This is a genomic window from Pseudoalteromonas sp. NGC95, from assembly GCF_015864705.1.
GTDB classification, from domain to species: domain Bacteria; phylum Pseudomonadota; class Gammaproteobacteria; order Enterobacterales; family Alteromonadaceae; genus Pseudoalteromonas; species Pseudoalteromonas arctica.
The window spans coordinates 50516-63950 of sequence record NZ_JADYWR010000015.1 but is presented as its reverse complement, the minus strand read 5'-3'; the positions used below and the strand labels follow the sequence as shown (position 1 = coordinate 63950).

Here is a 13435-nt window from a genome sequence, read left to right as displayed (position 1 = left end):
ATAACCAATTACGCAAAGAAAGCGGGACGAAAACCGAAACTACTGCTCGCAAGCGAACGCGCATTGCTCAGAATGAGAGCGCCCAGCCCAGCGCTCGAGCCACTGATCCAGTGGCCGCCACGCAGCGGGAATCGATTGCCATAATTTCGACAGTAGATGTAGCCGCCAACCGTAGTTGTTGATTCTGACTCGATTAACAGGCGGCGTAACAGCTCAATTTTGTTGTAGTCGAGCGCCTTTTCGATTGCTGCAAAGTGGCTGTTTGTTAAATAAGGGTTGTCGTTTGCGTCATTGCCTACTGGGCCGTTGCGATTTGTAACGCTGTTGCTTAGCTTTGGAGATCCAGCGTTGCCGGCGCCTTCTGTGCTTGCCGTTGGCGAGTCGAAAAACGCCGTGTGCTTGTTCCAGTTTTCTTCAATTACTGCTGGGTTGTTGTCAAGCGTAGTAATGATCTGCCCTTCGTCTAGCATCATTTGGTCTAACCATTCCCACACATTACCCACTAGGTCTTGAATGCCCCATTCTGTGTGGTCGTGCGACCATGTTGCAGGGCCTTTGCCGGTGTCGGTTCTTGCTGCTCCTGATGCGTCGCCTGGTAAGCCGTTGTCGCTACGGCGTGCTGTTTCTAATTTGTTTTCGTGGCTGCGGCCGTAGTTTGTATTGCCGCGCGGCACTGTGCCATTTGCATAAGACCACAGCGCTATTGCTGCCCATTCGTGAATGCTCATCATGTGCCAGCCAGCGCCTTTGTTATTGCATAGTGCTTTTGCCTGGTCGTAATTAACCGATGTGCGAGGCTGCACACCACCGATAACACTGCAGCCGCCATTTGCTCCGGCTGATGCTAGGTATTTACCAATGTACACTTCGCCCAACTGAACACCGTTGCGCATAAACATGGTTGGAATGCCTGTGCCTAGGTTTAAGTCTATGCTGTATTTTTCTTGGATTGCAGCGGCTAACTCTTCATATGTGAACGGGGCAATTGGCACCATCACATTTGGGTTGCCCTGTTCGTCGATGATCACTTTATTGCGGCCACCGGATGCGTGTTCGATTGCCTTGCGGTAACCGTCTGATGCAACGACTGCCATTTCGTTTGCCTTGGCCTTTACGAACTGGTCTAGCTGCGTTGTTTTGCTGTCGATTTCTGCTGCTTTGCCTTCGATTGCTGTTGTTAGCTGGTCGGCTGCGGTTACTAGCTGGTTTATTTGCGTTACGCTCATGATAGTTCCTTGCTGAAATTGCTGAAGTTTTTATTTAAAAAGTAATTGCGCACAGTGCGGCGCATGTTGTTTATTTGTGCCGTTGCATTGCTGGTTGCTAACAGTGTTAGCGCGTCAATTTGCGGGCTGTAGTCGAACATCCACGATTGCGCTGGAATGGTAATGCGCGCTAGGGCTGCGGCTGCCGCAAACTTTAAAACAAACGAGCGGTTGTGCACGTTGTTTACACCTTGACGCTTGCGCTGCAGTGGTAAGTAATCTACTGCTAGCAGCGTGCCGTTGCGCGTAACTAGGCCTATCCAGTTGTAGTCAAAGTCGCCTATATCTTGCTCTAACACTACTGCCCACGCGACTGTGTTTGCATCTACATACCCTGACGTATCTATGTTGCGACGATAAACTATTTGTGCGCCGCCCGGCATTTTTTCGTTTGGGTTGCGGGTTGCTTGCTCGTTTAGCCCGGGTATATTTGCAAATACTAGCTCTGTTACTTCAAGCCCTTTGTTTTGCAGCGTTGCTGTTGTTATGTATGCCTTGCCAGCATTGGTCATTATGCCGGTTATTGCCTGATTCATAGTTGCTCCTTGGCGGTGCTTATGCCGCCGTCTTTGCTTAAAAACCCATAATGCTGGTGCGCGGTAATGTTGTGCTGCACATCAATGCTTGTTGCTTGGTGGCGCGTGTTGCTTGTTAGTGCGTCTAGCCCTAAAAAGCTATGAACTACGCCGTGATCAATGCCAGTTATTGCGTTTATTTTTGTTGCTGAGTTAACGTAGTTGTTATCCCATTGCACATGCGTTAGGCCGAGGCTTAGCGATACTGCTGCCAAGTTATGCACTGTTAGTTCGTATCGGCGGCATGTTCGGCCGTACAGCTGTATTAGCTCTGGCAACAGTTCGTATGCGCTTGCTAGCGTTGAGTCGGTCATGTCTATTGCAATAATATCCCAGTCGCGCCCCTCTATTCGCTCGCGCACATTTATGACCTGGAGATCCAGCCGGTTAAAAATATCTTTTATGGTTGCTATTTCTCCGGCGTCAATTGTATTGACCAGGGCGTGCTGTACGCGCTTGCGGTAGAGATCCAGCGGCTCACTATTTAACCGCTGCGTTAACCGTTCCCACGCTAGCAGGCCGAGAATTGGCTCTTCGTTTTGCAGCTCGTCTTTTTGCTGCACAGCCCACATAACGTAATTGCGCGACTTGCTCCAATACCCTGTAGCCGCTTTTACAAGCTTTTCGGCGTAGCCTTTATTTAGCCATGTTGCTATTTGATTAGCCATTTTAGCCCTTGGTTACTGTGAGTGATGAAAGCACGGGTAGCCAGTTAGCGGCGGTTATGTCGTCAATGTCGAACTTGATTGATTGCAGTTCACTAAATTGCGCGTGGCACTCTGCAACCAGCTGGCTAACACTGAACACGCATTGATGCGCTACGCGGGTGGGTGCGTATGCTGCATTTTGCCTGAACGCTGCTTGTATAAATGTTGTTAACTCGCTTTGTATGTCTTCGCTTTGCGAGTGTAGCTTGTATGTTGCTGTTACATTAAACCCAGTGGTTGCCATTGCATACACTATGAAGTCGTCGCCTAAGCCGTGATGCCCTGCAGTTCTTATGTGCTGATTAATTGCCCCCAGCAAAGCGGTTGGCACTGCGCCTATGTCTAGATATATGTAGGCGTTTGCTGTGCCTGGGCCGCGCGGCGCTCCGGTTTGAATATAGATGTTATCTATTGGCACGCCAAAGCTTGCAATTATTTGTTTGTACACTGCGTTAATGTGCCAGCGAGCGGCGGTTCCGAACACGTTGCGTATGCGCAAGCGGTAATGCTCCGTGCTTTCTGTGTTTGCCCCGGGCTTTATTAGCCAGTCTTTGTTGTTGGTTACTGTTACGCCTTCTTGCTGATCAATAAAGTAGCGGTATGCGTTTGCTGGCAAGTTATATGCTGCGCCCTCTTCTTGCGCTTGCGCTAATGCGTACGCCGTGCTTTGACCTGCTGCAAAATGCACATCTTGCATTAGCGTTAATTTATATGCTTGTTCGCCTAGCACGTCGGTAGCAATTTGCGCACCGGCAGTAATTGAGCTTTCGCCCGCGGTGTCTTGGCGCGTGAACGTGAGTATGCCTTGCGCTTTTACGCCCGCTTGAATAAATACGTTGCGAGCTGGGCCATGCTTTTCTATTAGCGCGTCGCGGCTGGCGGTCATTATAAATAGATTTGGCATAAGCTGCTGCGCAACCCAGTTTAATAGCTGCACTAACGGCTTGGTTATTAGCGCTTCAACGGTTCGCCAGAACGGGCTAAACGGTGAGTTATTAGCAACTTGTATGTTCTGCTCTTTTAGCTGGGCCTGCCATTGCTTCGCTGCTGATTGCTCGTCCATTGGCAAGCCTGCATTTTGCATCATTGTTTTAAAGTTCATTGCTGCTCCCATACTGTCGCGTTTGTGCGTTAATGCTTAGCGTGCCATCGTCGTTGCGGTGCACTTTTATTGTGCCTGGCTTTACGCGATTGTCTTGCTCGGTTAGTAATTCGAGTTCGGTTAATATTGGCTCTATGGCGTTTTTGTTGCGCAGGCCAACAAGCTTGGTTAGCAAACCGCTTTCTAAAATGCGGTGCTTTATATCCTGACTTATTACGTCGGATTTTTTAAACGTACTGGGACTTAGCGAGTCGTTAAGCATAAAGTCGCCGTCTTGTACTTCTAGGTCTATGTGTAGTGCTATATCAAATTTCATTAACCTGCTAGCTCCATCATTTGCTCAAAGCTTTGCGCTAAGTCGTCCGATTTAAAGTTTACGTTTTCAATGCTTATATGCTTGCTGCTATCGCTGCTATTGCTGTTGTTATTTGTGTTGCTGCTGTTGTTGGTTAGGCTTTGCAAGTAAGCCGACGTTTGTAGCTTGGGCTTATATGCAGTGGCCTGTTGTTCTGCGCTAATTTGCTGTGCTTTTTCGGCGCTGTTGCTGGCTGTGTTAGTAATTATCTGATCTGTTTTTACGCTGGGCAATGCTGGCTCTGGCGCCGCGCCTTGATTAACGCTTACCAGCTGCGCTTGCTTAGCGTTATAAACAGGGGAATTTGCCGAGTTAGTAATATTGTTATTTGCAACCGTAACTGCTTTGTTTTGCTCGCTTGGGAATGCATTGTTTATTAATGCCTGGCTGCGGGCTTGCGCCTGTAAATTTAACGGTGCGGTGCTGTCGGTTGGCACTGCAGGTAAGCGCTGGCTAGTAAATTTAAATGCATCGTTTGCGGCTTCACGCTCGGTCATTGCTTTTGGTTGGGCAGCTATGTCCGCTGACGCTAAGCTGTTTTGCGTAGCGTTATTTACACTGCTATTTACCGCTGCTAATGCCTTCGTGCTAGTTGCGCTGTTAGTTACCGTTGCCGCATTGTTTTGCATGGCGTTAGTTGCGTTGTTGATTGCCGTTGCCGCATTGTTTTGCGTGGCGCTAGTTGCGTTGTCGATTGCCGTTGCCGCATTGTTTTGCGCGGCATTAGTTGCGCTGTTTACTGCCGTTGCCGCATTGTTTTGCGTGGCGTTCACTGCGCTGCTAGTTACTGCGCTGTTATTTACTGCGTTGTTTTGCTCGCTTGGGAATGCATTATTTATTAATGTCTGGCTGCGGGCTTGCGCCTGTAAATTTAACGGTGCGGTGCTGTCGGTTGGCACTGCAGGTAAGCGCTGGCTAGTAAATTTAAATGCATCGTTTGCGGCTTCACGCTCGGTCATTACTTTTGGTTGCGCTGAATAAGCAGGGTCGTTTGCTGCTGCTGGGCCTGCTAATGCCTGCGTGCGCGGCTCTTCGGTTTCAACAATTGCTGTTACTTTAGGCGCTGCATAATTTATAGGACTGTTTGGCGCTATGTATTGCGAACTTGCTTGCTGAGCTGGCGCGCTTGCTTTACTGATAACGCTTTGCCCGTAGTCGCGGCTGTAAGCTTGGTCGGCACTTTGCATAACCATTGTTTGCGGCTGAACTGCTTGGGTTACCTGCTCAACTTTGTTTGATACTTTTGCTGGCTCGTCGTCTGAGAAAAACGAGATAACCGAGTTTAATACGCCGTTGTCGGCGATGGCTGAAATAAAGCTACTTACGCCGTCAAATATTCCACTGATGCCGCTGGCTATGCCGCCGAAAAAGTCGCCCAAAAAGCCGAACGTTTCGGTTAAATAATTTATTAGCGATTCAATTATGTCGACTGCGCTTTGCCAAATTCCGGTGAAAAACCCTGATACAGAACTCCCCATGCCTGAGAAAAACCCGGTGATGGCGCCGCCAAAGCTGGACAGTAAATTACCCACATACGAAAACGCTGAGCCTATGGCGTTAACCATGCCCATAACCACGCTGCTGATTGCTGAAAATGCGGGTGCAAAAAAATCGTACACTCCTACGGCTATTGTTTTTATTAGCCGCCACACCAATTGCAGTGGCAGCGTTAGTAGATCGAACGCAACTTTAAGGTATTTAAACACGGTTGAACTTTCCGCCCACTCATTAAATGCGGCGGTTATGTCGTCAAAATAATAGATAAGTGCGGCAACAGCGGCGATTAATGCAACAGCTGCTATAACAATCCACGTTAATGGGTTTGCCCAAAGTGCTGCGTTAAATAGCCAGGTGGCCGCTTGGCCTGCAAGCATAACCGCTTTAAATGTACCCATGGCAATAGCGGCCGCACCCATGGTAGCTATAAGCGATAAGAACCCTGCAACACGCAGTGCGATTAATGCGCCCTGCCATAGCTTAGTTACTATTAGCTGTGCATTGGTTAGCGTTATGCCAATGCCTGTTGCAAAGTTATATAGCCCCATGGCAAAGGTGGCTATGCCGAATGCGGTCATTAGCGCAACTACGCCCACTACTGCGGTTGCGATCACGCTTGATAAAAATGGGAACTCTTCGGTTAGCGAAACGATGCCCGCAAACATTGACGCAAGCACTTCTACAAATGGCTCTACCACTGGCAACAAGCGGTTACCCATTGCTGTGGCTGCGGCATTAAATGAACCGCCCATTCTATCCCATGGGCTTGCAATGATGTTTGCCATTTCTGCCGCTTTGGAGTTGTCTTGCACGCCTTCGAAAACAGCAATGCCGTCTTTTAATTTGTCTACTTTGGTGCTTAGTACGTCGACTGCTTTTGCGCCCTGCTTGCCAAATATTTGCGTTAGCACATCGCCACGCGCTACAGAACCCAGCGATGAAAGTCGGTTATTAATGCGCCCTAGCACTACGTCTATTGCAAGCATGTCGCCGTTGTCGTCGGTTAATTGAATGCCTAGCGACTGCTGCGCCTTGCCAATGCCCTGCAATAACGATGCGGCTTGCGTGCCCGCAACCGAACCCGACTTAGCAACTAGCTGTAACTCGCCCACTAGGGCAAATTGCTGGGCTGAGCTTAGGCCAATATTTGTTGCAGTTGCGCCAAGGTTTGAAAACGCCGCTTGCATTTCTGCACCGGTGGTTTTGTAAAGCTGTACTGCGGTGGCGGTTTGGCCTGCTATTTGGTTTACCCAATTAGACTTGCCCATTTTGTTGGCTGTTTTTTCAAATATGCCATACATGGTGCCCATGTAGCTGGTAATGGTGGCTGCGTCGGCTTTGGTTGCTACCGCTAGTATGTTTGATGTTTTAGTAAATTCTGATAGCTCATCGCCCGTTAGTCCGGCAATGGCTGATTGAATATCGTATGCACTGCGCACAAACTCGGCAGAGTTGCCACCAAATTGAAAGCCAAATTCGTATGATGTTTTAGTTAGTTTTTGCAATGCGTCGTCGGCAACGCCCAATGATTGCACTTCGCCCAAGGCGGCAACGTGATCAATTGCGGGAGCTAGTGATTTAGCTAGTGCGTAACCACCACCAACGGCCGTGGCTGCGCCGCGCATCATTTGATCTTGCGCGGCGGCTGTTTGCTGGCTCAGCTGATTAATTTTAGCCATGACTTTATTAACCGGACCCGTCACCTTGTCGATGATGCCGATTGAATAATTAAGCTTGTCTAACTTGCTGAGCGTGGCCATTACATTACTCGCTTAGTGCTTGGCATATGCCGTTATTTACAGCAACTACAAAGTTTTCTTGCTGCTGCGTTTCGAGGTATAGCGCTTGCGCTAGGCTCTCTTGGGTTGCGGTAACCGCGCCAAAATACTTGGCGTGGTATGCCTGTAGCTGATCTAACCGAGACTTGCCTATTTGCTTGGCTCGGTCTTCGATTTTTTTACGGTGAAATTAAACTCCGGTTGGTATTCTTCAACAATTGCACCCACTAAAAATAATGCGGCGCCTGGCTGTTGCACTAGCTCTTTTAGTTTTTTAGCGTCTTCTTGCACTACTGTGTTTAATACAAAGTTAGTGGCTGGCTGCACTTTGTTGTTTGGCTGCGTAGAGTTAATGTATTTGTTGTAGTCGGCTGCGTTTACGTTAAATGTAATTTCGCCTACCGGTGTTTCTAATGTGATTTTTTTCTCGAACGCCATGATTATTTACTCGCTTTAATGTCGGATTGATTTAGTAATGTGTATGTAAAATACGGGCCGTACTTGGCTGCTGATTGGTCACACAAATTAATGAACTCGTCAAAGTCATTTGGGTTAGCTAGCACTTGGCAACCTGCAGACCATTTATCAACTTGGGTTGATGTGGTTTTGCTGTTTGCTCGGTGGCAGTTAATACCAAAGTAACCCTGCTGTAGCTCGGCTTGTGGTGTGACTTCCGTGTCTAACTCGGTGTTTTTGTCGTTGTCGCGCAGGACAACAACAGGTTTGTGCTGCACTAGGGCGCGGTATTTGCCCTGGTGATAACCCAACTTCCATACGCTTTTATGCTGCCCTGCAATTAGGACCGCTGTGCCGCTTACGTTCATTGGATTTTGACGCCAGTAAATACCGGCGTCGGTGGTTGCTTTGTACTGCTTTAATTGCCACTCGCCGCCTTGCTGATACAGCACGCAAATAACATCGTTAAAGGTATTGGCGCGCGTGTTGTTGTGGCGAATACCTATAATGTTTAGGTTTAATTCTCCCTCGAACACGCGGTAGCCGCAGGCCTTTAAAGTGCTAAGCAATGTTGCGGCAGTTAGTTTGCGAATGGCTTTGGTCATTACAAGTCTCTCACTTCATCTGATGTTAGGTACGGCACGCCGTTGATTTTTACAAAGTCGGGACTGGTGATCGGACACTTAATTGATGTTGTGTCTTCTTCGCCGCCGTCGGCTTTGATGTTTAAAATTTCGTCTAGTTGCGGTAGACAGCCAAACGCTTCAATGTTCTTTTTGCCTGCCGCTACTTCTGCGTTAAATGCTACGTCGAACGGCTCAATGCCTTTCCAGCTACCTGCCTTTGCCGCTTGCGCTTGCACAATTAGCCAGTTTTCGTGGTCGAGCTTTAGGGTTACTTCGCCCTCCACGTCGCCGTCGATAAAGCCTTTTGGTACGCCACGCACTTTTTTAACTGTGCGGCCGTCGGTGATTTTTACGGTTGCTTCGATTACGTGCACCATTGAGTTACCAATGAAAATATCGAAGTCTTTACCGCCTAGTACTTTTTGCATGTTCGCTCCTACTCTGCGTTATCTAACATGATGCCAACTATGATGGTGTTGGGTGAATCGATTGGCTTAACTTTGAGAACGACTTGCAATGTAGTTGCGTTCATAAACGTTAGGCTGATGCTGTCGTCTTTTGGCGTGTCGATTAAGCCCGGGAACTTGTCGGCACCAATGTTAATTGAGCGCGCCATTTCGCGTAGCGGTTTGCCCATGATGCGCTTACCAAATTCAATGCCGCTGGCACTGTTGTTTAGGCGGCGGTTTTTAATGTTTTGAATGGCAATAATGCGCACGTCGCGTGCGGCCTTGTCGACAATGCGGCCTGTTTCGATTTGCTGAAAGTCGCCGCCTTCGGCATCTAACATGTTTACGTCGCCAAAATATGTGCCGTCAAAGTCTGGGTAAAACTGTGTACAACTAAAGCGCAGCGCGTCTAGTGCGGCTGTGGTTGAGTTGGTTAACGGTTTGCCTGCGGCATCTTCCGGATGCGGCATTAGTGACATTGCACCCGTAAGAACTCGCATTGGGCTATCTGCAATAGTGACTGCGCTTTTGCATAAACGCCCAGTTACTGCGCCTAGCTCGTCGCCAAATAACAAAGGAATAACAGCTGTTTGCGGTGCTACTACGCCTTCGGTTATTGGCTGCAATGCGGTTACTAAGTCTGACCAGTTTTGTAGCTCGGTTAGCCCAGGCGCTGCAACTAAAAAGCGCACGCGGCGAGCAAGACTTGCTAGTATTTCAAGCGCTTTAGCTTGATAGCTTTCTACTTCTGCTTTGCCCGTTACGGGCGTACAAATAACAATGATTTCGGGACTTACGTCTTGATCCATTGCTTCGTCAATAAGTGCCATTACGTCGGCGTCGATTGCGTGCGCTATTGCATAACCACTTACTAGGTCGTCGCCGTTGCGCTGCCATGCTTTAACTTGGGTTTTTAACGGTGAGTCGGCTACGCCAAACTCAGCATCAAAGTCGCTTTGTGCATTAATGGGTAGAATTTTGCCGTTGTTTTCGGCTGCTTGGCCGATGAACAATACGGTGCGTTCTACCTGTTTTGTAGCGCCACTGCCTGTTTGAATGGCGGCAACGGATACTTTACCTTGTGCCATGGTCGTTCCTTTTTTGCTTGCGCTACGCCACTTGCATAGCTTTGTTTAAAATAAAATTCATTTGCTCTTTTTGTTCGGCCATTGTTTGCCCCAAAAAGGAGCGGGCCGGTAAATCAATTTTCCATGTGCTCTTGCCTGAGCTGCCCTTTAATTCGCGCAGTAAAAACCCTGCTTGGTTAATACTTAAATTGTTTGTTATCCATTTAATACTTGGTCGCTTGCTGCCCTTGCCTTTGCCGCGCGGTATTTTGTAACCCTCGCTTATTAATGCTCTGGCTAAGTTGCGCGTGGCTGGGCCTTCTTTATTTTGTGCGGCACTGCTTTTGGGCTTACCTGCATCTAGGCTTATGCCCTCTTGGTGGGCGCGGGCTATTTTTCCGCTGTTGCCACCTTTAAAATATACGCTTGCGCTATTTGCGCCGTAGCGCACTTTCATGTTGCGCTTTAGCTTTGTTAGCATTTTCTTTTTTTTGCCGTTGGCGCGGCCTTGCCACCTTTTACCCGCTAAATCACTTTGCCTGGTGATCCGCTCTTTACTGCTTTTGTTTGCTGCACGTATTGCGCTGCGCAATATGTTGCGGCGCTTTTGTGGCTTGAGCTGTAAAAACGCTAGCTGCTCTTTGCTGCGGCCTTCATCAAACTTGAGATTAAGCACGGCTTACCTGCCCCTCAAGTGTGAACGCTTCGGCTATCCATAGGCTTTGCTCGCCAAAGTCGTAACGGTTGCCGTTAAATTCAAACGGGCCGTTGGGCGTTTGTATTAGCTCTATGTCTTCGCAAAGCTGCTTTATTATTAGCTCTACTTCGTTGCTGTTGTCGTCGTTAACGTCGGCACTAAATTCAATGTCGGCGCTGTCGTATCGCCCGCCGTTGCTTTGCAGCCAAAACGATGCAAAGGCACAAATAAGCGCTGCGGGTGCTGCGCATGGGTTTATGCTGATCGCTCCTGAGTAATAAAACCTTGCTGCCAACAGGCCGTTGCCGTTAATGGTTTTGCTGCTTGGCTCTATGCGGCCGCCTTCTATCCAGCTGTCGAACTGGGTGCTTAGCGCTAGGTTGCGGCCTTGATATTCTGCGGTTGCTAAATGCTGCTTAAGTTTTGCTATTTTGCTTTGGCTCATAGTAGCTCTACCGTTATGTTAGGGCTTAAGCCTTGCAGTTGGCGCATGGCGTTTATGCTTTCTCTTAACCAGTGTTCGTGGTTGTCTATTGCCGCTTGGCTTTGTGCTGTTGCGCTGTCGCGGTGCGTGCTGCCTAGCTTTGATACCAACAAGCTGGCTTTTGCTTTGCTGTAAACTGCGCGCTTATAAAACAGTGCTTGCTCGGCGCTTAACGTTTGGCCATTGGTAAGCTGTGTTTTTGCTAGCTCTTGGTTAATTTCGGTCTGTGCGTAAAGTAGCTTTTCTAGTAGTACGTCGCTTTTGCTGGCGTACTCTTGGGCAACGGCGTAATGCTCTATAAAATAAGCCGTGCTTAATGCCGGGTAATAGCCATTGCCTTCAACTGTTACATTGACACTTTGTAAATCTGCCTGTGGCATGCCGCTTAAGTTCATATTGCACCTGTAAAATACACACATTAAATTGGGTGCGGGCGCCACTTAGTCACGCGCGTTAAGCAAGTAATGCTAACGTTGTGCTAAGTTGCCCGCTGGCGTTGGAGCTAGTTAGCGGTTTGCTGCTCTGGCTCCGCTGGTTTAATCATTTTTTGCAATTCTTTTAGCAACGTTTTAACGCCTGCTTTGTCGTTAATGGATTGGGCCATTTCTGCAAAGTAAAGTGCGCTGCCTAAGTTGAGCTGTGCTTTATTTACTTTTGCGGCGATGGCATAAAGCTTGCCGCCCACTACTTCCAGCCCTGCCCAGTCTTGGTTTTTAACTACAAAAATTAAGCGGCGCAGGGTAAAGCCAATGTCGTACAGGCCTTGCTGCTGTGATTCGGCAAGGTAGTAATTTGCGTCGTCGTAGAGCTGGTCGATAACGAACGCTGCCCAATGCTTAGTATTAAACACGGTTGGCAGTGGTTGTTTTTGCTCGATCATTAATGGCAATAAGTCCATTACTGCATCCCAGCGCTTTAAATCAACGAGCCAAATAAACACCCACGCCAACACTTTGTTGTGGTGGTTTTGGCCGCTTAGGCGGTATTGGTTTATGTATGCTAGGTAGTCTTGGCGCTCTAGCGCTTCTGATTTGTATGTTGCTTTGTCGCTAATGTCGGCAAATGTTTTTAATTGAGCCAAGTCAGATTCAATGGCTGCTGCATAAAGCTGGTACTCGGTTTGCTCGTTTACGGTTGCTGGCGCATTGGCTTGAGTGGCGTTAGCCACTGCCGTTGGCGCTTTATTTTCAGTGCTTGTTGGTACTGCTTTAGCTTGGGCTAATGATTTTTTGAAAAGGCTCATTTAAAAATACTCGCTAATTGTTAAAAAAAGCCGCCCCGAAACTAGGGAGAAAGAGGCGGCTTGGCGCTGCTAAAAAACTATTCCCAACTGGTGCCTGCTTTGTTTGGCAGTTTTACATTGGCTGATTCGAAGTAGGCTATTTTTTCTAGGTCTTCGATGTAGTAACAGTCGTTACGCGATAGGTAATCTTCTACACGTTTCTTTTTTGGGTTGTCTTCTACGTGGGTGCGGGTTGAGCCGGCTTGCACGTAGTGGCTTAGGTTGTCGAAACTTGTTACTAAAATACCGCGCGATGGAAAGAACGGAATTTTATAGCTGGCTAAGCCACCATACGTTTTAATGATTTGCTCAATTTCGATTTTGGTTTTTTCGCTTGGCGTGTGCGACTGCTTTGCATACAACTTGTTTTGGTCGTTTGCTAGTAGTTCGTCGCCAATGATGGCAACCATGTTTACGCGCTTATGCTCTGGCACTGCTTGCAGTGCGTCGAACACGGCTTGGTCTAGGTTTTCGTAATCGCCACCTGCGCCAATACGAATTTCACCAACGGTTGCGCCTTCGCTAACTGCGCGCTCTGGTGCGTCGCGGCGAATGAGTTGCAGCCAGCCAATGTTTACGTCTTGCAGCATTGTGTTAGTTGTAATGTTCGTTGAGTCGGCGGCTGACGTGCCGTGAAAGCCAATTTTAATAATGTCGAGTGCAATTGCTTGGCGCACGTGGTTGCGGTAGCGCTGATGGAAGTCGGGGAATTTTGACCACTGATCCATTTTTGCCCATGATAAATGAATGTCGCATTCTACCGGGTAGCAACGGTATTCGCGTTTTGCTAAGCCTGCAACGTCGCGCGTTTGGCGCTCTTTGGTGTCGTCGCTTTCTACACCGGCACGCCCTGTTACGCCACCGTCTACGCTCATCATTACCGATTGGCCTACGATGTCGTCTACTAGTGCGGTGTTGATTAATTGTAGAAACTCTACTGAGTCGTACGTTGCGTCGTATAAGCGCTGCTCAGTTGTTGGCTCTACGTTGAACTGCTCGTTCATTGATGCTACGCCGTAGTTGCTAGCCATGCCTGCAAGTACTGCGATAAATAATTGTTTTGTTCTGGTTTTCATTTTCGTTCCTGCGTTTTGC

General features: G+C 48.3%; 16 protein-coding genes. All 16 read right to left on the bottom strand.

All coding sequences use genetic code 11. From position 1 onward, the window contains the following. Positions 1–8 precede the first annotated feature (8 nt). The 16 genes from I6E70_RS14205 to I6E70_RS14135 all read right to left on the bottom strand — a co-directional run bounded on the left by I6E70_RS14205 (position 9) and on the right by I6E70_RS14135 (position 13416). Complete coding sequence (locus I6E70_RS14205) at positions 9–1226, bottom strand: SUMF1/EgtB/PvdO family nonheme iron enzyme (protein ID WP_197188988.1); 1218 nt, start codon at positions 1224–1226, stop codon at positions 9–11. After that, positions 1223–1801 (bottom strand): phage tail-collar fiber domain-containing protein, encoded by a 579-nt coding sequence (locus tag I6E70_RS14200; protein WP_002960013.1) that lies wholly within the window; start codon positions 1799–1801, stop codon positions 1223–1225. The genes I6E70_RS14205 and I6E70_RS14200 overlap by 4 nt, the downstream gene beginning before the upstream one ends. Next, on the bottom strand, positions 1798–2508 hold the full coding sequence (locus tag I6E70_RS14195) for a hypothetical protein (protein WP_197188987.1): 711 nt from the start codon (positions 2506–2508) through the stop codon (positions 1798–1800). The genes I6E70_RS14200 and I6E70_RS14195 overlap by 4 nt, the downstream gene beginning before the upstream one ends. A gap of 1 nt (position 2509) precedes the next feature. Next, entirely contained in the window at positions 2510–3649 is a 1140-nt protein-coding gene (locus I6E70_RS14190; protein ID WP_197188986.1) for a baseplate J/gp47 family protein, read from the bottom strand. After that, entirely contained in the window at positions 3639–3965 is a 327-nt protein-coding gene (locus tag I6E70_RS14185; RefSeq protein WP_197188985.1) for a DUF2590 family protein, read from the bottom strand. The genes I6E70_RS14190 and I6E70_RS14185 overlap by 11 nt, the downstream gene beginning before the upstream one ends. Next, positions 3965–7261: a phage tail tape measure protein gene (locus I6E70_RS14180; RefSeq protein WP_197188984.1), complete on the bottom strand. Its 3297-nt coding sequence runs from the start codon at positions 7259–7261 to the stop codon at positions 3965–3967. Before I6E70_RS14180 ends, I6E70_RS14185 begins: the two co-directional genes overlap by 1 nt. Positions 7262–7265: 4 nt before the next feature. Next, entirely contained in the window at positions 7266–7433 is a 168-nt protein-coding gene (locus tag I6E70_RS20945; RefSeq protein ID WP_373372465.1) for a DUF6890 family protein, read from the bottom strand. Beyond that, on the bottom strand, positions 7430–7717 hold the full coding sequence (locus I6E70_RS14175) for a putative phage tail assembly chaperone (RefSeq protein ID WP_010553474.1): 288 nt from the start codon (positions 7715–7717) through the stop codon (positions 7430–7432). The genes I6E70_RS20945 and I6E70_RS14175 overlap by 4 nt, the downstream gene beginning before the upstream one ends. A gap of 2 nt (positions 7718–7719) precedes the next feature. Then, on the bottom strand, positions 7720–8340 hold the full coding sequence (locus I6E70_RS14170; protein ID WP_197188983.1) for a hypothetical protein: 621 nt from the start codon (positions 8338–8340) through the stop codon (positions 7720–7722). Beyond that, complete coding sequence (locus I6E70_RS14165; RefSeq protein WP_002960021.1) at positions 8340–8789, bottom strand: phage protein; 450 nt, start codon at positions 8787–8789, stop codon at positions 8340–8342. The genes I6E70_RS14170 and I6E70_RS14165 overlap by 1 nt, the downstream gene beginning before the upstream one ends. A gap of 8 nt (positions 8790–8797) precedes the next feature. After that, a complete protein-coding gene (locus tag I6E70_RS14160; protein WP_197188982.1) occupies positions 8798–9898 on the bottom strand; it encodes a DUF2586 domain-containing protein in 1101 nt (366 codons plus the stop codon). 22 nt (positions 9899–9920) lie between these two features. Next, positions 9921–10553 carry a phage virion morphogenesis protein gene (locus I6E70_RS14155; RefSeq protein ID WP_197188981.1) on the bottom strand — a complete coding sequence of 211 codons (633 nt, stop codon included), beginning with the start codon at positions 10551–10553 and terminating at the stop codon, positions 9921–9923. After that, positions 10546–11019, bottom strand: a complete 474-nt coding sequence (locus tag I6E70_RS14150) for a phage tail protein (RefSeq protein WP_197188980.1) — start codon at positions 11017–11019, stop codon at positions 10546–10548. The genes I6E70_RS14155 and I6E70_RS14150 overlap by 8 nt, the downstream gene beginning before the upstream one ends. Further along, the gene (locus tag I6E70_RS14145) at positions 11016–11453 is read right to left on the bottom strand and encodes a head completion/stabilization protein (protein WP_197188979.1); all 438 of its coding nucleotides are present in this window, start codon (positions 11451–11453) and stop codon (positions 11016–11018) included. Before I6E70_RS14145 ends, I6E70_RS14150 begins: the two co-directional genes overlap by 4 nt. A 107-nt stretch (positions 11454–11560) precedes the next feature. Beyond that, positions 11561–12301, bottom strand: a complete 741-nt coding sequence (gpM, locus tag I6E70_RS14140) for a phage terminase small subunit (RefSeq protein ID WP_197188978.1) — start codon at positions 12299–12301, stop codon at positions 11561–11563. A 77-nt stretch (positions 12302–12378) separates the two neighbouring features. Continuing rightward, a complete protein-coding gene (locus I6E70_RS14135) occupies positions 12379–13416 on the bottom strand; it encodes a phage major capsid protein, P2 family (RefSeq protein WP_197188977.1) in 1038 nt (345 codons plus the stop codon). Positions 13417–13435: the final 19 nt, after the last annotated feature.

Coding starts and splice junctions, on each gene's coding strand:
- I6E70_RS14165 (WP_002960021.1), bottom strand. CDS start 8,789: ATGCAAAAAGTACTAGGCGGTAAAGACTTCGATATTTTCATTGGTAAC.
- I6E70_RS14195 (WP_197188987.1), bottom strand. CDS start 2,508: ATGGCTAATCAAATAGCAACATGGCTAAATAAAGGCTACGCCGAAAAG.
- I6E70_RS14135 (WP_197188977.1), bottom strand. CDS start 13,416: ATGAAAACCAGAACAAAACAATTATTTATCGCAGTACTTGCAGGCATG.
- I6E70_RS14180 (WP_197188984.1), bottom strand. CDS start 7,261: ATGGCCACGCTCAGCAAGTTAGACAAGCTTAATTATTCAATCGGCATC.
- I6E70_RS14200 (WP_002960013.1), bottom strand. CDS start 1,801: ATGAATCAGGCAATAACCGGCATAATGACCAATGCTGGCAAGGCATAC.
- I6E70_RS14190 (WP_197188986.1), bottom strand. CDS start 3,649: ATGAACTTTAAAACAATGATGCAAAATGCAGGCTTGCCAATGGACGAG.
- I6E70_RS14170 (WP_197188983.1), bottom strand. CDS start 8,340: ATGACCAAAGCCATTCGCAAACTAACTGCCGCAACATTGCTTAGCACT.
- I6E70_RS14175 (WP_010553474.1), bottom strand. CDS start 7,717: ATGGCGTTCGAGAAAAAAATCACATTAGAAACACCGGTAGGCGAAATT.
- I6E70_RS14150 (WP_197188980.1), bottom strand. CDS start 11,019: ATGAGCCAAAGCAAAATAGCAAAACTTAAGCAGCATTTAGCAACCGCA.
- gpM (WP_197188978.1), bottom strand. CDS start 12,301: ATGAGCCTTTTCAAAAAATCATTAGCCCAAGCTAAAGCAGTACCAACA.
- I6E70_RS14145 (WP_197188979.1), bottom strand. CDS start 11,453: ATGAACTTAAGCGGCATGCCACAGGCAGATTTACAAAGTGTCAATGTA.
- I6E70_RS14160 (WP_197188982.1), bottom strand. CDS start 9,898: ATGGCACAAGGTAAAGTATCCGTTGCCGCCATTCAAACAGGCAGTGGC.
- I6E70_RS14185 (WP_197188985.1), bottom strand. CDS start 3,965: ATGAAATTTGATATAGCACTACACATAGACCTAGAAGTACAAGACGGC.
- I6E70_RS14205 (WP_197188988.1), bottom strand. CDS start 1,226: ATGAGCGTAACGCAAATAAACCAGCTAGTAACCGCAGCCGACCAGCTA.